The following is an 18,897-nucleotide window of genomic DNA, read 5'->3' as shown; positions in this document are numbered from 1 at the left end:
GCGCGCCGTTCCTGTCGGATACTGTGATTTGTATCAGCCTGCCGTTAATCGGGAGACCAAGCCTTACGCCATGTCTCCAGATTTTTGCCATTGAGCATCCAGTCGGTTTTCACCGCCAGGCGCAATGCCTCGCCCCGCCGGCGCGTCTCGTCCAGATCAGACAAATGCATGCGGATGCCGTCGATCCAGTCCTTGTGGCGATTGCGCACGCGCGTCACCGGCAAATCCACCTTGTACGGCTCAATATCGGTACAGATCACCGGGAAACCGCAGATGCCGTATTCCAGCAAGCGCAGATTACTCTTGCTCTCGTTGAACTCGTTGAACTCCAGCGGTGCCAGCGCCAGATCAAGCTCCAGGCTGGCCAGCTTGAGCGGGTATTGCGCAATCGGCACGCCTTCATGCAACTCTTTGATATACGGGCGCAGTTTGTCCGGGCACATGCCAAAGAACACCCAGTCGACCTCGCCTGCCAGTTCGCGCACCACGCCTTCCAGCAACTCCAGATCGCCAGTGTGGCTGATCCCGCCGGCCCAGCCCACGCGCGGGCGCGGGTATTCGTTTCGCCGCTCTGGCAGATGGCTCCACCAGGACTCCGGCAGATAGTTGTTCACGACCAGGAAATTGTCGTGCAGGTCGGCGTATTGCTCGGCCAGACGCTGGGTCGAGACCACAAAGCGGTCTACATGCTGCAGCGCCCGTCTTAATTGCTTGAGCACGTCCCTGGGCATGTGATCGCGGTGAGCGCTCTTGAGCGGCAGGTTGGGCAGATAGTCATCCAGCTCATAAATACAATAAGCGCCCGAGAACTTGTGCGCCCGCGCCAGAAAATCAATCTGTTCATCCGTGATTTGCCGCTGGAACACCAGCACATCGGCATCCACCCGCGCCAGATCAACCGGTGCCATTAGCTCGTTGGTCAAACCACCCGCCACCATCTGCGCTGCTTCCAGCGCCAGAAACGGCTGGATCATGCGGTAGTGACCGCAACCCATCTGGTCGGCCGGATGCACCAGCGCGCGCATCGGTGGCTTCCAGGAGATCGGCTCGAACGACACAAGACGGCGCTGCTCCAGTTCAAAACCGTTGCCATGTGCCAGCAGATTGCGGTTGTAGTACGGGTCATGACCAATCTGCCGCATCCACTTGCGGTACATGGCGTCCTGCTCGCCCTGGAAGCGCTTGCGCTTGGCTTCTTGCGCGGTGGCATCGACCTGGGTCTGGCTGACGCTGCCCTCATGCAGCACTGATGCAAACGGTGTCCAGACAATCAGATAGCCCGCTTCCCGCACCTTCAGACACAGATCAACGTCGTTGTACGAGACTTTGAAATCGTGCTCGTCCATGCCGCCCAGATCGCGGTAGATAGACTTGCGGATCACCAGACACGCCGCCGTAACCACCGAGTAGTTCTGCGTTACCTGCAGGCGGTTCATGTAACCGCGCTCGTCCCTGGCCATGCCAATGAATGGGTGGTCGGCCGGCCCGCGCAGACCCAGCACCACGCCCGCGTGCTGAATCTTGCCGTCCGGATACAGCAGACGTGCGCCCACAGCCCCGACTTCCGGGCGCTGCGCATGCGCCATCATTTCATCCAGCCAGTTGTCCTGGACAATGGCTGTATCGTTGTTGAGCATCACCACGTATTCGCCGTGCGCCAGTTCCACGGCGTGGTTGTTGATCGCCGAAAAATTGAACGGATGCGGATAGCGGATCACCCGGATGCGCGGGTTGGCCATTTGCTCCAGCCCGTTGAGGAATGCCACTGCATCCGGCGCGGACGTGTTGTTATCAACAATCAGCAATTCAAAATTGGGGTAACGCGTGCGGCCAAGCACGCTTTCCACACAGCGCGACAACATGCCGAACTGATCCTTGGTCGGCACGATAATGCTCACCAGCGGTGCAGTGCTGTGCTGGTACTGCACGTGCAACGTGCCAGGAATCAACCCTTCAGACAAATTGGCCGGGCACGCCAGGCGGCCCAGGTGATTGCGCACCGCCCGTGCAAACGCCGCCGAGCGCCCGTGATCTTCCAGAGCCCGCCACGGCAGGCGCGCCAGATGGCTGCCGATCTTGGGGATGTGGCCAATGGCTTTTTCGCCAAACTGTTCATACACGCGCAACAGCAGGTCAACCTGTTCCGCCCCGGCTTCAAGCGGACCGGCGGCCAGCACCGCGCACAAGGTGCTGTGCCGTACCAGCAGCAGACCATCGGCATAAGGCATGGCGCGCATCAGGTCCGGGCTGAAATCCGGCTTCATGCGCGGCGAGTCTGGCTTGCCTTGGTCATCAATCCAGTCGTCATCCCAGTAAATGGCCTGCCATTGCGGCTGTTCTGCCGCCTGCAACAGGCCCAGCAGCAAACCGTCCAGCGTCAGCCGGTCACCCGCCTCGACAAAGCCAACCCAGTCCGACGGCACACCGGCGACCTCGGCCATGGCGGCCACGTAGCCGTCAGCGCTTTGCAACCAGGCAATGCCGCTTTGCGGGTCCGGGTCGGTCAGCGGCGACACAATGCTGACCTGCTTGCCTTTGAAATACTGCTGACCCAGCGTGCTGAGCGTCTCAGAAATGGCCGGCAGATTGCCGGTGCGATCAATCAGGTAAAAACGGGCGGTCTGCTGCGGTAGCTGATCAACCCGAGTGTCAATCATGCGGGCTTCGGCCAGCGAAAGATTGCGTGCGTGCAGCCAGGTTTCATACGGGTTGGCGACCACGACGGGTACGCTGGCCGCTTGCTCAGGCACCGCCGGGTCCGGCAGCTTGTCATTCGGGCCGGGCACTCTGCCCAAACTCAGGCCGACAGACTTCAACACCAGCGGCATCAGACGTTCAAACACGTGGGCCAGCGTGCCATCCAGCTGACCCGCCTCTTCTTCAAAATCGTCCAGCTTCAGTGCAATCCGGCGCAGTGCGGCAAAGAATGCGCCGCGCACCCAGTACATGCTGCCGGCCGCAAATTCATAGTTGAATCCTTGCGGATCAACGCCAATGCGTTGTGCCCATTCGTGCATGCCCGGCAGGTTCTCGCGCTTGCGGCCAGACATCTCGAACGCGTTGAGCAGATTGTTGGCCGGCGCCAGCATGCCGATGCCCGGATGCGCGTCAAACCAGGCCATGATCGGGCCGACACCTTGCTCTGGCACCAGACCATTGAGCAGGTTCGCCCGCCACAGATCGCCAAAGCCCGGGGCCAGGTGCAACGATTTTTTGGTGTGGATCTTCAGGACCGCGTCGAACTCTTCCAGCCGTTCGTATTCCAGCAACTTGAAGAGCGGTGCGATATCGCGCCCGCGGTTCTTCACCGGGTAAATCCGGGCCGCCGGGAAACGGGCGTGGACCAGTTCGGTAACCGCCAGCAATTGCTCGTCCGGTGTGGACACCAGCAGCGTGAACGGTTGATCAATGCGATTCAGCGCCAGCTCGATTTCCGGCCAGACTTCCAGATAATAAAGATGGCAGACCACAGCCAGCCGGCGCGGTGCCACAGCGACCGGCGCGTTTTGTGCTGCCGGTTGCGCTACAGGCTGCGCTGCACTTTGCGCCACCGCCGGCTGCGCTTGCGCCGGCGCAATCCGGTTCTGGTACCAGTCCTTCACAAAAATGGACGGTTCGCCCTGCGCGCGCGTGGTATCGCCCAGTGCCTGATAGATGCGCTGGCGCAGGCCATCAAGCCCCGCGACGGCCGGGTCGGCATCCACCGCTTGCAGCATCAGCGAATACGCTTTGCCGGTACACATGAACGGGCCGCCAAAGTGGCGCTCATCCACCCCCAGCAAATGGTGCGAGAGCTCCAGCAAGGCTTTGGCGCGTTTGGCCCGCCCGACCGGGGTGTTTTTTTCCGCGGGCGTACCGACGTCAAAGATTTTTTCCAGCGGCCATTGTTCGATCGCCGCCAGGATCGTGGCCGTGGTTTCATACATGGCGCTCAGGCGCACGCGATCCGGCGCGTTGATACTGAGGTTGCTGCCATGCAGGCGATACTTGACCCAGATATCGTCCACCCGCACGACTTCGTGGTCGGCCAGCAGACGCACCCACAGGTAGTAGTCTTCTACCGTGGTCAGCAGCGGGTTCACCCCTTCGGTTTTGCGAAACGCCTCGGCCCGCGCCACCACGGAGGTCGCGCACAGGAAGTTGCCGAACAACAAGCGCTCGCGGATGGACCGGAACGGGTCGTTAAAGGGCAGATCGGACTCCAGCGGGCGGTTTTCCGCGTCGATGTACTCCACTTTGGAAAACGCCACCATCACATCCGGGTGCGTCTCCAGCAGCTTCACGCCCTGCTCCAGCCGCAACGGCGTGGCCACGTCATCGGCGGCCAGCAAAGAGACATACTTGCCCGTACACAGCTTCAGACCGGTATTGGCGCACTGGGCCTGCCCGACGTTCTTTTCCAGAAAAACGGCTTTGATCTTGTCGGGGAAACGCTGCCGATAGGTTTCAATCAGCTGCTGGCTGCCATCGACCGATGCATCGTCGACGATGATCAGTTCCCAGTTGGTCCATGATTGCGCCAGGATCGATTCAATCGCATCGCCAATAAACCGGCGATAGTTATATGAAGGAATAAAAACGCTGACCAGCGGAAGAGAAGCCATCAAGATTGCCCGGCAAAAAATTGGATGATCAAATCGCAAACCCGATCAATCTGCGACAAAGATAAATGCGGCCCCATTGGCAAACTCAGCACCTGGTCTGCCAGCTGTTCAGTCACCGGCACGGGCGCACCCGGCGCAATCCGGCCCTGATAAGCCGGCTGCAAATGCGGCGGGCACGGGTAATGCACCAGCGTTTGCACCTCGTGCTGCTGCAACCAGGCCTGCAGCGCGGCACGCGCCGTGGTGCGCACCACAAACAAATGCCAGACCGGCTTCATGCCGTCCCGCACTGCCGGCAAACCCAGCTGGGGAACGGCTGCTAGACGCGTCAGGTAGCGGGCCGCCAGTTCGCTACGCTGTGCGTTGTGTGCCGCCAGGTGTGCCAGGCGCACTTGCAGGATGGCGGCCTGCATTTCGTCCAGTCTGGAGTTGGTCCCCAGCACCTCGTGTTCGTAGCGCTTTTGCGATCCGTAATTGCCCAGCAAACGGATCTGGCGCGCCAGCCCCGCGTCACGCGTGACCACCGCGCCCGCATCGCCCAGCGCGCCCAGGTTCTTGCCAGGGTAAAAGCTGAAACAGCCCGCCAGCCCCCAGGCCCCTGCCGGCTTGCCGTGCAGTTCTGCGCCATGGGCTTGCGCGGCGTCTTCAATCACCGCAATTGTGTGCGTCTGGGCCAGCGCGCAAATGGCGTCCATGTCCGCCAGCTGGCCGTACAGATGCACCACCAGAATGGCACGGGTACGGGCAGTCAGCGCGGCCTCGATCAGCGACGCGTCCAGATTGTAGGTATCGACATGGACATCGACCGCCACCGGGGTTGCCCCGACAGCAGAAACTGCAAGCCAGGTCGCAATAAAAGTGTGCGCCGGCACGATGACTTCATCGCCCGGGCCAATACCGGCGGCGCGCAAGGCCAGCACCAGCGCATCCAGCCCGTTGCCGACCCCGACCACCTCGCCACCACCGCACCACGTCGCAAACTGCTGTTCAAACGCGGTGACTTCTTTACCGTGAATATACCAGCCGGCCTCAAGCACTCTTGAGATGGCCGCCTGGATTTCATCGTGCATCCGGCCATTAATTGCGCGCAGATCAAGAAACGGGATGCTCACGGCCGGGCAATCCTTATTGCTGAGGCAAAGTCACTGTATTCACGATAATAATCCGCCTCGTCAAAATGGGCCGATGCCAGCACCATGCACACCGAACCGGAGGAAAAATTATCAATCTCGCGCCACATCATTGGCGGCACATAAAGACCGTAATAAGAGCGATTCAAATGATATTTGAATTTGGTATTGCCATCGTCCAGCGTGATGTCAAAGCTGCCCGACATGGCAATGATCAATTGCTGCAGCGTTTTATGGGCATGTCCGCCACGGTGGGCGCCGCCGGGAACGTCGTAAAGGTAGTACACGCGCTGGATATCAAACGGCACATGATTGCCCGCCTCAATAAAGGTCAGATTGCCGCGCGGGTCCAGCACACGGGGCAGATCGATAATTTTTACATGCTGCAGAGACATATCAATCCGTTGTTATTTCGTAAAAATCGTGAGTAATCGCTCTCGCACCAAAACCTTCCTTGAACTCAAGCAGCCCCACATTCAAGTATTCGCCATTATGCTCGGTGGATATACCAAAATCAAAATAGCGATGCCTGGCATAAATCTCGTCAATCAGGGTGATAAACAGCAAATCCAGCGCCCCGCCGGCGCGACCTGCAGCCGAACTGGCGATATATTGGGCATGGGCCACCCGGCCGGTATCGTAGATCACCGTGCCGGCAACCCATTGGCCAGACTCATCAAGACATGCCCACAGGCTGATCTGGCCGGCAAAGCGCCCGGCCAGCAAGCGGATTTCGGCTTCGGTATGCACTGGCGCTACTTCATGCCGGTCGGCCAGGTTGTCGGTCAGTACTTGCCAGAAGCCTTGCCAGTCCTGGCTTTGCTCCACCCGGTAGCCTTGTTTTCTGGCTTTGCCGGCACCGCGCTGGCGGCGCTGTTGCAGGGGCAATTGCCGGGGTAGTTCAACACAGCTACTGACATCGCGCCGGTAGAGCCGGGCCTGATGCCGGAACAAGGCGTAATCGGCATCTGCCGACGGCTGCCGATGGTAGATCTCCGGCACGGCCTTGTAGCGCAGCACCGTCAGTCCGTGCGCCTGCATATAGGCTTTCAGCTCATCAAACAGGGCAAGCACCTGACTGGCCCCGATTTGTGGCGCCAGCACCAGCCCGCCAAAACTCAGCCCGGCGTGGCTGACCAGCATCTGGCCGGTCTGGTTTGCCGGCATGACGGCGATGATTTCGCGCTCCGCATTCAGCCAGAGCAGAGAATGATCTTCAAAGCGGTCGGCGTGGTAATCCATGTAATTACGCTGGAACTGGAATACCCCGTTGCGGCTGGTTTCAACAAACTGATCCCACGCGCGCTGGTGCTGGTCGGGCTGATAACGTTCAATCATGCATCGACCCTGCAAGCGACGCCCACGCCGGCTTCACCAAAGTTGTTCCCGTTATAAAAGCACCACGTTTTGCCGCCCGCTTCAATCACCGCGGCATACATGATGGCGTGATCGTCAAACCCGTGTTCCGATACCGGCAAGCCGGCCGCTTCGTCATGGCGTTGCCATGTCTGGCCGTCGGCTGAAGAGGCATAACCAATACGATATGCGCCCAGCGATTTGCGGCGCAGCGAGTAATACATATGCCAGCCCTGGGCATCCTGATAAACCCACGGGCGTCCAAAGCCATGCTCATCAGAGGCGGAGGATTGATCTACCGCCAGCACCGTTTCACCGGCTACAGGCCAGTGGATGCCGTCGGCAGAACGCATATGGCGCACTTCGTACACGGGCAGGTCTTTGCCGTTGACAGAGGTCCACTCGCTGCCGGCGATGTACCACATGCGAAAGTCCCCGTCCTTGATGACCTGAGGACCACAGCGGAAATACAGTTCAGCAGCGCTGCGCTCAAGAATGGGCGCGTCGCCCTGCCGTTGCCAGGTATCGCCATTGTCATCGCTGATCGCGAGACCGGTGAGAAGACGGTAGCGGATCTTCACCCCCAGTTCGAACCCGACGTAGTACATGTACAGCCGGGTCGGGCTGAGCCGGACCACAGACAAAGGCAGCGCGCCGTTGTCATCAAACGAACCTGGCCGGCCAATATCAAACAGCGGCTGGCTGGAGCGCCCCAGCACTTTCAGCGGGTTGTTTGCGTCTACATCAATCCAGGCGGGCCGGCCCACGCCGTTTGCATCACAACAGCCGACAAAAAGCCGGATCACCGATTCATTCAACAGCAATGGCGTCGGAATCATTGCGTGACTCATTGCCCAGGGCGCCTGAATCAGGCTGGGAATCAGTCCGGTTTTTTGCCACTTGACCATGAATACAGCCCTGCAGATTTAGCGGGTAAAAGATGAAACCTTGAAATACCGACGGGCACTGGGCAAAAACTCGCTCACGGTCGGTTTGACAATCTGGTCTTCCGGAATGGTTTTGGCCACCAGCGCGCCGGCACCGACCAGCGTATCGGCACCCAGATCAATATTGTTGACCAGCGTGCAATTGACGCCCAGAAAACAATTCTCGCCAATATTGCAAAAGCCCGAGACCACCACGTGGGAAGAGATAAAACAGTGATTGCCAACCTTGCTGTGATGGCCGATGTGATTGCCGCTCCACAGAATCACGTTATCGCCCAGTTCAACAAAAGGCTGCACCGTGTTGTCTTCAAAAATGAAGCAATGCTCACCCAGCTTGACATTGCGCCAGACAAAAGCCCGCGAGCTGATATAGCTGGCCGGCGCATACCCGCGCCCTTTGGCTTCCAGATACATTCTGGTGCGGGCCCGGTTCAGGCCGGTATAAGTCAGCGCGGCAAAAAAGTGATGCTCAGCCGGATTGAATTTCTGCTCCAGCTGATCAAACGGCACAACCGGCAAACCGAACAGGCTGTCCTGCTTCAGGTATTCCGGATCAACCGTGAACGCCACGACTTCATAGTCTGAATCGTGCGTGAAATATTCATAGGCAATCTGGGCGAATGCCGTATCACCACCAATAATCAGTTTCTTTGACATGATTTACCTCACGGTCTGGTAATGAGGATATCTTCGCGCCGGTTGGCCATTGGCAAATTAACGGCTTGCGGCACTACCCATGCATGAAAACCGGCACTGCGGGCGCGTTGCAACACGCTACTGATAACGGAGTCATCCAGTTTTCCGGATACAAGCTGGTTGAATACCGGTGCCGGGTCTTCATCCCGCCCGGTGTATTGACGGTGATAACGCGCCCCCGCTTCAGACGCCAGAAAACGCTGCAACATGGAATGATTGGGCAAATCCCCGATCAGCAAACTGCCGCCGGGTGCAAGCAGCCCCAGCATGGCATCCAGAAACCGGTAGATATTGCCGTCGGCATATACGTACTGGAAAACGCTGTAGCACAATACCGCGTCACAACGCCCGGCATTGGCCGCCAGCCATTGCGTGTGCGACTCCGGAAACAGACCGGCGCTGCGCTCAATCACCGCCGAGGCCGGCAACTGTTTGAGTACCTCTTCGCTATCCACCATCACGAGGCGCTGGGTCTTGGCCTCGGCAATCCCGATCAAGGCCAGTGCCAGATCGCCACAGCCGGAGCCGACATCAACAATGGTGGCGCCCGCCATATCCAGCGCCGGCAATTTGCGCTGGATGTCTTCCATGATGGCCGTGGTAAAGCCGTCCCGGTACTCTTTCGGGAAACCGATTTTCTCGTTGGGCGACAGATCATCGCGTTGCGCCATCTGCCGGAAATCTTCAAAACCAAGATTCCGGAAGCTCTGAAAGCGGTCCGTGCTCATGACTGGCCCTGTTTGACTAACTGACTCAAGATTTCATACACGCCACCGGACAGAGACTGCCGGACGATCTCTGACGCGTCTTCCATGACGATCCGCTTCTGGCTGGTATTGACGCCCGCAGCCCAGTTGGAGACCACCGCCAGCGTGGCATACGGCACGCCTGCTTCCCGCGCCAGCACGGCTTCGGGCATGCCGGTCATGCCGACCATGTCGCCACCGTCATTCTGGATACGGCGGATTTCCGCAGCGGTTTCAAGGCGTGGCCCCTGGGTGCAGGCATAGGTGCCGCCATCCACCAGTTTGACCTGGGTTTGTTGCGCGGCATCGAGCATCGCCGCGCGCAGTTCGGCGTTATAGGGTTCGGTAAAGTCGACGTGGGTCACCGGGTGCTCGCCCACTTCAAACATGGTCTGTTTGCGGCCCCAGGTGTAGTCCAGAATCTGGTCTGGTACCACCAGCGTGCCGGGACTCATGTCGGCGCGGATGCCACCGACAGAAGCAATGGCCACAATGTGCGTGACGTGCTGCTGGGTCAGCGCCCAGATATTGGCACGATAGTTGATCAGGTGCGGTGGAATGGTGTGGCCGTAGCCATGACGGGCGATAAACACCACCGGGCGCCCCGCCACTTCGCCAAAGGTCAGCGCGCCGGATGGATCACCGTAAGGTGTGCGCACGACAAGCCGGTTCGTGATCTGCAAATTTGCCGGCTGACCTGCGCCGGTCCCCCCTATCAGGGCAAGCATGCGTCGTCCTCCAAGCGTTGCGCTGCGGCGCAATCAACATCGTTCATTCATGCATCATATCGGCATCCTGCGCCAATTACTAAACGAGAAAAGGGGCTGCCCTGACGGCAAGCCCCTTTGTCTTTGAATCCACGCCGAAAAGTTTTTTACAGCGGCGTGGCTGAAATGCCTATTGCCCGGCTTTCTTGCCACCTTCAGCAGCGCGGTCACGCACGTAAGCGGCAAACTCGGCGCCCACCTCCGGGTGCTTCAGGCCCAGTTCATAGGTGGCCTTCAGGAAACCGAACTTGGAACCGCAGTCGTAACGCGTGCCCTTCAGGGTGTGCGCCAGTACGTGCTGTTCCTGCATCAGTGCAAAAATGCCGTCGGTAAGCTGGATTTCGCCACCCTTGCCCGGCTGCACGCTTTGCAGGTGATGGAAAATACGCGGCGTCAGCACGTAGCGACCGACCACAGCCAGGTTGGATGGGGCTTCTTCTGGCTTCGGTTTTTCCACGATCGAGTTGATCTTGAGGCGACCGCCTTGCGACTCGGCGACTTCCACAATGCCGTAAGAACCGGTGTCTTCCTTGGGCACTTCTTCCACGCCCAGCACCGAGCAGTGCGTGTCGTCAAACAGATTGACCATCAGTTTGAGTTCAGAAGAACGGCCATCAATCAGGTCATCAGCCAGGATAACGGCAAAGGGCTCATCGCCCACGGCCGGACGGGCGCACAGTACGGCGTGCCCCAGACCCAGTGCTTCAGGTTGGCGGATGTAAACGCAGGTCACCCCCTTGGGCAGGATGCCTTGCACGATATCCAGCAGCTTTTGCTTGTTCTTGGCGGCCAGTTCGCTTTCCAGTTCGTAGGCCTTGTCGAAGTGATCTTCAATCGAGCGCTTGTTGCGGCCCGTGATAAAGATCATTTCGGTGATGCCGGCAGCCAGTGCTTCTTCAACAGCGTACTGGATCAGCGGTTTGTCCACGATGGACATCATTTCCTTGGGGCTGGCTTTGGTCGCCGGCAAGAAACGTGTCCCCATCCCGGCCACCGGGAAAACTGCCTTACGAATTTTCTGCATACCAATCCCTTTACTTTGATGTCCCGAATCCAGCAAACCCAGACGCAGTGCCGCACCCATGACCTGATCAGCCTGGCGCTGATGCAGTTCGTCCGGCCATTGCGAGACCGCGGAACGCCCCAGTCCGAGCGAATCGGCCAGGCGCGTTTGCGAACCGAACAAGCGTATGGCTTCTGATTTGTGCATGGCATCAATGTTCAGACAATTAAACAGGCAAGTCAAGAAAAGAAATTTCCCGACACCTGTTTAATTTAATGAACATCAATGAACATCTGGTTACGCTATCAGACAAATGCTGATAAACGGTCCACCCGGCCCGATCAGCCCGGTAAAGCGGCGCGCAACTGCGCTTCGTCCCAGATCGCAATACCCAGTTCTTCGGCCTTGGCCAGCTTGGAGCCAGCCTCTGCCCCGGCGACGACCACATCGGTTTTCTTCGAGACACTACCGCTGACCTTGCCACCCTGCGCTTCAATCAGCGCTTTGGCTTCATCCCGCGACAGGCTGGGCAGCGTGCCGGTCAGCACAAAGGTTTTGCCGGTAAAGGCGCCCTGCACCGCTTCGGTTTCCTCCGGCAAGGCCGCCAACAGCGTCGCGCACCAGGCATCCAGCGCGGCAAGATGGGCCTTGTTGTCATCCTCCGTCAGCCACTGCTGCACGCTGCTGGCAATATCTGCCGGCAATGCGGCCAGCGCAGCGGCATCGGCGTGGGCCAGATCCGCCACGTTGGGGAAGGCGACTGCCAGTTGCTTTGCCCGCGTGGCGGTCAGCCGGGGGATTTCCAGCGCTGCCAGCAGCGATGCGGTTTCCAGTTTCTCGCGCAGCGCCGGGTTGGGCGCGTGTTCGCCGGCAGGCTCAACGCCAGCCTGCAGCAAATCATCCAGCGCTTTCTGGTTCTTGGGTTCGGCAAAAAAGTCGGCAATCGAATCAGCCACCGTGCCGCCAATATCCGGCAGCACGCGCAGCACCGCCGCGGGGGCATGCCGCACAAACGCCAGCGAGCCCAGCCAGTCGGCCAGGGTTTTGGCGGTGGATTCACCCACATGGCGCACCCCCAGCGCAAACAGCATGCGCGCCAGTGGCGGGTTCTTGCTGGCGTGAATGGCCTCCAGCAGGTTCTCTGCCCATTTGGTGGCGATTTTGCCCTGGGCAACGGTGTCGGGCGTGGCCCCGTCGCGCTCATCCGCGCGCCGCTTCATTTCCAGGAAGTCGTCCAGCTTGAGCCGGTACAGATCAGCCACACCGTGGACATAATCAAGCTCAACCAGGTTGTCGATATAGCGCTGGCCCAGGCCATCGATATCCATGGCGCGGCGGCCGGCAAAGTGCCAGATGGCCTCTTTGCGCTGGGCAGAACAGAACAGGCCGCCAGAACAGCGGGCGACCGCCTCGCCTTCTTCGCGCACCACGTGTGAACCGCACACCGGGCAGGTTCTGGGCAGGCTGTAGGCCGGTTCCCGCGGCACTTGCTGCGGGTTGAAAAGATCGCCGCCGGGTTGATCGACCATGGGCCGGCGTTCCAGTACCACACTGACCACTTCCGGGATCACGTCGCCGGCACGGCGCACAATCACGGTATCGCCCACCCGCACGTCCTTGCGGCGCACTTCGTCTTCGTTATGCAGTGTCGCGTTGGTGACGGTCACGCCACCGACAAACACGGGCTGCAGCCGCGCCACAGGCGTAATGGCGCCGGTGCGGCCGACCTGGACGTCAATCGCATCCACCACCGTGAGCGCCTCTTGCGCCGGGTACTTGTGGGCAATGGCCCAGCGCGGCGCACGCGAGACAAAACCCAGTTCTTCTTGCTGGGCAAAGCTGTCTACCTTGTACACCACACCATCAATCTCATACGGCAGGCCGGGGCGTTTTTCACCAATCCGCTGGTAATACGCCAGCAGGCCTTGCGCGCCCTTGACCCGATCGCGCTCCTTGCATACCGGCAAGCCCAGTTCGGCATACCAGTCCATGACAGCCGATTGCGTAGCCGGAAGCGGCGCCCCTTCACAGGTGGCAATGCCGTAGGCAAAAAACGCCAGGCGACGGGATGCGGTAATGCGTGAATCGAGCTGACGCAAAGAGCCCGCGGCGGCATTTCTGGGGTTGGCGAAGGTTTTATGACCCTTGGCGACCTGATCTTCATTCAGGCGATCAAAGTCTTTCTTGAACATCAGCACTTCGCCGCGCACTTCCAGCAAGGTCGGGAACGGTACGCCATCTTGTTGGCGCAGCCGCAGCGGAATGGCGTTGATGGTACGTACATTGCGGGTGACGTCCTCGCCCGTGGCGCCGTCACCCCGGGTGGCCGCCTGCACCAGCACGCCGTTTTCGTAGGTCAGCGACATGGCCAGCCCGTCAAACTTTGGGCCGACGTCATACGTGATTTCGTCCAGCCCCAGTCCTTCGCGCACGCGGCGATCAAACGACTGGACGTCGTCATCTTCAAAAGCATTGTTCAGCGAGAGCATGGGCACGCGGTGCGTGACCGCGGCGAACTCGGGCAACGGCGCGCCGCCGACGCGCTGTGTGGGCGAATCGAGCGTGATCTGTTCCGGGTGCGCCATTTCCAGCGCCTGCAGTTGCCGGAACAAGCGGTCGTACTCGGCATCCGGCACTGTCGGGTTGTCGAGGACGTAGTATTCGTGGGCGTATTGATGCAAAAGGCGGCGCAGTTGCGCCGCCTGTTCGGTAAGCTGGGTCATCGTGCTGTCCGTCAGAGCTGGCACGGGGCCATCTGGCCCCGTGCGTTGCGATCAATCTTGATATCGACCATCAGGCAAACAAACGCAAGGCCGCCGGTGAGCCAGGCTCAATGCCCTGTTCATCCATCTGGGCGTAAATCTGGCCGAGCTGATCGTGGATATTGGTCAGGCTGGCGTTGGTCAGCGGCTTGCCGTTGTCATCCACCAGGGTGGCGCCCAACTGCGTGCACAGCTGGATGGCAAACTGGCACACGTATTCGAACACCGAGAGGCCACCCGCCGCGCGCGGCACGTCAAACAGCAGCGTCACGCCTTCAGACGTGGTGCCAAACGGGGTCTGGTCGTGATTAGTCAGCGAGAACAGCGTTTTGCCGCTGTCGCTGCGGTACTGGAACGTGCCATCCGGCGCCTTGACGAGGCCGGCGTGCTCCGCCAGTACACGGACTTTTTCCATCGGCAGCGGGTTGCCGGTCGCCATCACATTCAAGCCGATCATGACATCGACCGAGGCGCAGAATTCGTCCAGCTGGGCGGCGGCGGACAACTTGGCCGAGCGCTGCGGGAAAGTCACCGAGGCTTCGTGCTCGTCAGCAAACTGCTGCACGGCCATGCAAAAACCGTTGAGTTGTTCCTGGGTCAGCGCGCCCTGACGATCCACCAGCTGCAGGCCAATGCGCAACTCGCTGAATGCATTGCCAGTGCTGCCGTACACGGTTTGCCACTGACCTGCTTCATTCAGGCCGATCACGCGCACGCGCTTGGCGGCGGGGAATGGCGGCACTTCGCCGGCCGGGATATCCACACCCGCGTGTACTTCAGCAATGAAATCAAAAGCGGGATCAAGCAAGCTGGTCTCAGCGTCTTCGTCAGCAGTGGCAGATTGGGCTGCGGGTTGGGCCGCCGGGCGCGGGGCGACAGGTGCCGGTGCAGTCCAGGCGGGCTCTTCGGCAACCGGGGCTTCTTCTTGCAGGACTTCACCCACGGTATGGCCGGCCAGCACCGGTTCTTCACGCAGCTCGCCCGTTTTGGCGACGGCGGTATTGAGCGCCGGCTCCAGCCGTTGATTGTCGCCCTTGCGCACCACGTTTTGCGGTGTATCAAGCAGCACATCAGGCTGGTTGCGGGCGAAGGCCTTTGCGGCCTGTTTGCGGTAGCGGTGTTCCTGCCACCAGTTGAATGCGTAGACGGCGGCGACGATGGCGCCACCAGCAATCAGCGAACCAAGTTGCAAATCAGTCATGATTCCTGGCTGTATTTATCGTGTTGGCCCCTGCCCCGTTTCACGGGAAAGGCGGCAAATTCATCAAACGGTTGCTGCCTCGCGCATGGACAATGCGGTTTCAATATCTACCGCAACCACACGTGAGACCCCTTGTTCTTGCATGGTAACGCCAACGAGTTGCGCCGCCATCTCCATGGTCAGCCGGTTGTGACTGATATAGAGGAATTGCGTGCGTTCGGCCATTTTTTTAACCAGTTCGCAGAACCGCAGCGTGTTGGCGTCATCCAGCGGCGCGTCAACTTCATCCAGCAGGCAGAAAGGCGCCGGATTAAGCCGGAACAGCGAGAATACCAGACTTAGCGCAGTCAGTGCTTTCTCGCCACCTGATAACAAGTGGATCGTACTGTTCTTTTTGCCTGGTGGCTGGGCCAGAATGGTCAGGCCGGCGTCAAGAATTTCGTCGCCGGTGAGCATCAGTTCGGCATGGCCACCGCCAAACAGCAACGGGAACAACTCTTGCAGGTTACCGTTGACGGTGTCATAGGTTTCTTGCAACAACGCACGGGTTTCCCGGTCGATCCGGCGTATCGCGTTTTCCAGTGTTTCCACTGCCGCTGCCAGATCGCCCGCCTGCGCATCCAGATACTGCTGACGCTCGCGTGCTGTATTCAACTCTTCAAGCGCCGCCAGGTTGACCGAGCCCAGGTTATTCAATGCCTGACTCAAACGGCCGATCTCTGCCGCCAGCGTCGAAATCTTCACACCCGCGCCCAGTTTTTCGCGCAGGGCGGCTTCATCTGCGCCCGCTTCTTGCAATTCTTCGGCAAAGCGTTCCAGCGCCAGGCGCGCTTCCTGTTCTTTCAAGCGTGCCGTATTGACCGCTTCACGCGCGGGCTCCATGCCGGCCTCGATCAGCTGCTTGGCCGATTCGCGCTCCCGCATCTGCTGGGCAAAGCCGTTAAGGGCATCACGCGCCGCAGCCAGCGCGCGCTCTTTCTCGCCCCGCAGGTTGATGGCGTCCTGAAAACCGACATCAAAGTCGCCTTCGTGAATGCCTTCCAGCTCCAGGGTGAGGGACTCCAGCCGCTCTGCCACAAGCTCGCGGCGATGCTGCAGGTCTTCGTCGCGGCGTGACATATCGGCAAGGCGCGTTTGCGCAGCCTGGACTGCAAACCGCGTTTCCTGCGCCATGCGCTCGGCCTGGCGCAAGCGGCTGCGTTGCAGCTCGCAGGCCGATTCCGCTTCAGCCCGCGCCAGTTTTTGCGTATCCAGCGCTTCTTGCAAGGGTTCAAGCGCGTCTTGCGCGTCCTGATGCGCCGTTTCGGTTTCCTGGGCGGCGTAGATTTCTTCTTCCAGCTGAAGCTGGATGGCTTCCAGTTCTTCCTGCCATTGCGCCGACTGGCGGATACGCTGGGCGTCGGCCTCTTCCAGGCGCGCGCTTTGCCGGGTCAGTTCAGCCGCTTCACCCTGCAAACGCGTCAGCGTGGCGCGTTGCTGGCGCAGGCGTTGTTCGACGTCACTCAGGGCGCGCTGAGCTGTTTCGTGCGTGGACACCGCGCTTTGCCAGACAGGCTCGATGGCCTCGAACGCCTGTAGCGCTTCTTCCAGCGCCTGGCGCTGCGCCACCAGGTTGGCGACCACGCCCTGGGCGGCGTGATAGCGCAAGCTTTGGCGGTCACCACAATGACCATCACGCGTCACCACCAGGCCCGCCACCGGCAATTGGCTGCGTATCGCAGACCACTGGCCGACCTCATCAAGACACCAGACCGCACCCAGCAGATCGGCCAGCACCGGGGCCAGCGTGGCGTCGGCCGTGTGCACATGATCAAGCAGGCGCGGCAGACCAGTCGTATCGGTGATCGCGCCTGCGGCAACCGGCTGCACCAGCGCAAAGGCAGCAGGCGGGGCGGCGTCCGGCACGGCGGCGACGGTGCGCGCCTGCATGCGCTGGCCAAGCACGGCCTCAACTGCTTTTTCCCAACCGCTGGCAATGCGTAGCGACTCATACAATTGCGGTGCGGCTTGCAGCCCTTGTACGGCAAGCCAGGCGCTCAGGGCTTTGTCGTCAGCCGGCTTGGGCAGGCTTTCCAGCGCCTTGATCCGCGCCTGCAATTCGCTGCGCTGGCGGGTTTGCGTATCACGCGCTGCGGCCGCCGTATCCAGCGCTTGCCGCGCGGTTTCGAGTGCGACTTCGTCTTCATCCAGCGCCAGTTGCGCGGTTTCCAGATTCAGTGCGGCTTCTTCCAGCGACAACCGCAGGTGCTGCAGTTGCTCGCCATCCCCTTCCTGGCCCAGCCGGCTCAAGTCCTGCTGCAGGCGATCGCGCCGCGCCTTGAGCGCTTCGCAAGTGCGGGCGTGATGTTGGGTTTGCTGTTGGGTCAGTTGCAGCGTATTGCGGGCTTGCGCCAACTGGTCACGCGTTTGCTGGAAACGCTCGTCCATATCCTTCAGCGCTTGTTCCAGCTCTGGCAGCCGCTGGTTTTCGTCTTCCAGCGTCAGCGTAGCTTCTTCTGCGGCAATGCCGGCTTCTTCCTGGCGCTGCAGCCAGTCTTCGCGCTCGGCTTCACCTTGCCGGCCGCTTTGGTCAATGCGCGCCAGCTCCGCCTTGGCCGCATCCAGATCATTGCTGATGCGGTCGCGATTTTGCCGCAGGTGCAATAGCTGCTGTTCCAGCCGTGCAACAGCGGCGTTGGCGTCGTACAACTCGCCCTGCGCGGCATGAACGGCATCAGAGGCGGTGAAGTGGGTTTCGCGCAGTGCTTCCAGCGCGGCTTCAATCGCGCGCAAGTCTGCCAGGCGTGATTCCAGCGCGTTCTGCGCGGTTTCAATGTCACGCCGGGTGTTTTCTACATCCCGCGCGGCATCCAGCTTGCGCTGCAAGGCCAGCAGGTTTTGCTTCTCGGTAATCGTGTCTTTGAGGTTGTTGTACTGCGCGGCGATTTCGGCCTGGGATTCCAGTTTGGTGATCTGGCCCGTCAGTTCCTGGCGGATGTCATCCACCCGGTCCAGGTTGTCACGGGTATCGGCAAGGCGGGTTTCGGTCTCGCGGCGGCGCTCTTTGTATTTGGAGACGCCGGCTGCTTCTTCCAGAAAATGCCGCAGTTCTTCAGGGCGAGCCTCGATAATGCGCGAGATCATGCCCTGTTCAATGATGGCGTAGCCGCCCTTGCCCACGCCGGTCCCCAGAAAGAGGTCCGTGATATCACGGCGGCGCACCGGCAACTGGTTGATGTAATAAGACGACTCGCCCTGCCGCGTCAGCACGCGCTTGATGGAGATCTCGGCGTACTGGCTCCACTGCCCGGCGGCCAGACCGGCGCTGTTGTCGAACACCAGTTCCACCGACGCCCGGCCCACCGGCTTGCGTGAACCGGAGCCGTTGAAGATGACGTCCTGCATGGATTCGCCGCGCAACTGCTTGGCAGAGGATTCGCCCAGCACCCAGCGCACGGCGTCAATCACATTGGATTTGCCACACCCGTTGGGGCCGCACACGGCCACCAGCTGCCCTGCCACGTGAATGACCGAGGGATCAACAAAGGATTTGAAGCCAGCCAGCTTGATGTGGGTAAGACGCACTGAGGGAACTGCCAGCGGTTGCGAAAGCGCCGATTGTAGCGCAATGCGGGGGGTGCCCAGGGGTGTGCTGTACGGCAAGGTGTCGCATCGTTGCGACGCCTTGCCGTATCAAAACCGGCGC

The 18,897-nt window shown here is 60.2% G+C and carries 12 protein-coding genes; all 12 read right to left on the bottom strand.

Annotated features, from left to right (window positions below):
- Positions 1-44 precede the first annotated feature (44 nt).
- Positions 45-4,604, bottom strand: coding sequence for a glycosyltransferase (locus IEX57_RS02955; protein ID WP_188702136.1), 4,560 nt, complete (start codon positions 4,602-4,604; stop codon positions 45-47).
- Positions 4,604-5,716: a DegT/DnrJ/EryC1/StrS family aminotransferase gene (locus IEX57_RS02950; protein ID WP_229708638.1), complete on the bottom strand. Its 1,113-nt coding sequence runs from the start codon at positions 5,714-5,716 to the stop codon at positions 4,604-4,606. Before IEX57_RS02950 ends, IEX57_RS02955 begins: the two co-directional genes overlap by 1 nt.
- The gene (locus IEX57_RS02945; protein ID WP_188702134.1) at positions 5,713-6,129 is read right to left on the bottom strand and encodes a sugar 3,4-ketoisomerase; all 417 of its coding nucleotides are present in this window, start codon (positions 6,127-6,129) and stop codon (positions 5,713-5,715) included. Before IEX57_RS02945 ends, IEX57_RS02950 begins: the two co-directional genes overlap by 4 nt.
- Position 6,130: 1 nt before the next feature.
- Positions 6,131-7,072 carry a GNAT family N-acetyltransferase gene (locus tag IEX57_RS02940; protein WP_188702132.1) on the bottom strand — a complete coding sequence of 314 codons (942 nt, stop codon included), beginning with the start codon at positions 7,070-7,072 and terminating at the stop codon, positions 6,131-6,133.
- Complete coding sequence (locus IEX57_RS02935) at positions 7,069-7,941, bottom strand: glycoside hydrolase family protein (RefSeq protein ID WP_229708635.1); 873 nt, start codon at positions 7,939-7,941, stop codon at positions 7,069-7,071. Before IEX57_RS02935 ends, IEX57_RS02940 begins: the two co-directional genes overlap by 4 nt.
- Positions 7,942-8,016: 75 nt before the next feature.
- Positions 8,017-8,694 carry an acetyltransferase gene (locus tag IEX57_RS02930; protein WP_188702127.1) on the bottom strand — a complete coding sequence of 226 codons (678 nt, stop codon included), beginning with the start codon at positions 8,692-8,694 and terminating at the stop codon, positions 8,017-8,019.
- A gap of 8 nt (positions 8,695-8,702) precedes the next feature.
- Positions 8,703-9,461 carry a class I SAM-dependent methyltransferase gene (locus tag IEX57_RS02925; RefSeq protein ID WP_188702125.1) on the bottom strand — a complete coding sequence of 253 codons (759 nt, stop codon included), beginning with the start codon at positions 9,459-9,461 and terminating at the stop codon, positions 8,703-8,705.
- On the bottom strand, positions 9,458-10,207 hold the full coding sequence (locus tag IEX57_RS02920; RefSeq protein ID WP_188702124.1) for an S-methyl-5'-thioinosine phosphorylase: 750 nt from the start codon (positions 10,205-10,207) through the stop codon (positions 9,458-9,460). The genes IEX57_RS02925 and IEX57_RS02920 overlap by 4 nt, the downstream gene beginning before the upstream one ends.
- Positions 10,208-10,376: 169 nt before the next feature.
- Positions 10,377-11,270 (bottom strand): UTP--glucose-1-phosphate uridylyltransferase GalU, encoded by an 894-nt coding sequence (gene galU, locus IEX57_RS02915; protein ID WP_188703450.1) that lies wholly within the window; start codon positions 11,268-11,270, stop codon positions 10,377-10,379.
- 320 nt (positions 11,271-11,590) lie between these two features.
- Complete coding sequence (gene ligA / locus IEX57_RS02910; RefSeq protein WP_188702121.1) at positions 11,591-13,972, bottom strand: NAD-dependent DNA ligase LigA; 2,382 nt, start codon at positions 13,970-13,972, stop codon at positions 11,591-11,593.
- A 70-nt stretch (positions 13,973-14,042) separates the two neighbouring features.
- A complete protein-coding gene (locus IEX57_RS02905) occupies positions 14,043-15,212 on the bottom strand; it encodes a cell division protein ZipA C-terminal FtsZ-binding domain-containing protein (RefSeq protein WP_188702119.1) in 1,170 nt (389 codons plus the stop codon).
- Positions 15,213-15,275: 63 nt separating this feature from the next.
- Positions 15,276-18,776 carry a chromosome segregation protein SMC gene (gene smc / locus IEX57_RS02900; RefSeq protein ID WP_188702116.1) on the bottom strand — a complete coding sequence of 1,167 codons (3,501 nt, stop codon included), beginning with the start codon at positions 18,774-18,776 and terminating at the stop codon, positions 15,276-15,278.
- Positions 18,777-18,897 lie beyond the last annotated feature (121 nt).

Origin of the sequence: Silvimonas iriomotensis (genome assembly GCF_014645535.1) — a bacterium.
Lineage (GTDB): Bacteria > Pseudomonadota > Gammaproteobacteria > Burkholderiales > Chitinibacteraceae > Silvimonas > Silvimonas iriomotensis.
Note: the sequence above shows the minus strand (reverse complement) of the source record. Positions and strands in the feature narration are given on the sequence as shown.

What these genes read in the sequence shown, in the direction of transcription:
- IEX57_RS02955 (WP_188702136.1), bottom strand. Translation starts at nt 4,604, where the DNA reads ATGGCTTCTCTTCCGCTGGTCAGCGTTTTTATTCCTTCATATAACTAT.
- IEX57_RS02945 (WP_188702134.1), bottom strand. Translation starts at nt 6,129, where the DNA reads ATGTCTCTGCAGCATGTAAAAATTATCGATCTGCCCCGTGTGCTGGAC.
- IEX57_RS02940 (WP_188702132.1), bottom strand. Translation starts at nt 7,072, where the DNA reads ATGATTGAACGTTATCAGCCCGACCAGCACCAGCGCGCGTGGGATCAG.
- IEX57_RS02935 (WP_229708635.1), bottom strand. Translation starts at nt 7,941, where the DNA reads ATGAGTCACGCAATGATTCCGACGCCATTGCTGTTGAATGAATCGGTG.
- IEX57_RS02930 (WP_188702127.1), bottom strand. Translation starts at nt 8,694, where the DNA reads ATGTCAAAGAAACTGATTATTGGTGGTGATACGGCATTCGCCCAGATT.
- IEX57_RS02925 (WP_188702125.1), bottom strand. Translation starts at nt 9,461, where the DNA reads ATGAGCACGGACCGCTTTCAGAGCTTCCGGAATCTTGGTTTTGAAGAT.
- IEX57_RS02920 (WP_188702124.1), bottom strand. Translation starts at nt 10,207, where the DNA reads ATGCTTGCCCTGATAGGGGGGACCGGCGCAGGTCAGCCGGCAAATTTG.
- galU (WP_188703450.1), bottom strand. Translation starts at nt 11,270, where the DNA reads ATGCAGAAAATTCGTAAGGCAGTTTTCCCGGTGGCCGGGATGGGGACA.
- ligA (WP_188702121.1), bottom strand. Translation starts at nt 13,972, where the DNA reads ATGACCCAGCTTACCGAACAGGCGGCGCAACTGCGCCGCCTTTTGCAT.
- IEX57_RS02905 (WP_188702119.1), bottom strand. Translation starts at nt 15,212, where the DNA reads ATGACTGATTTGCAACTTGGTTCGCTGATTGCTGGTGGCGCCATCGTC.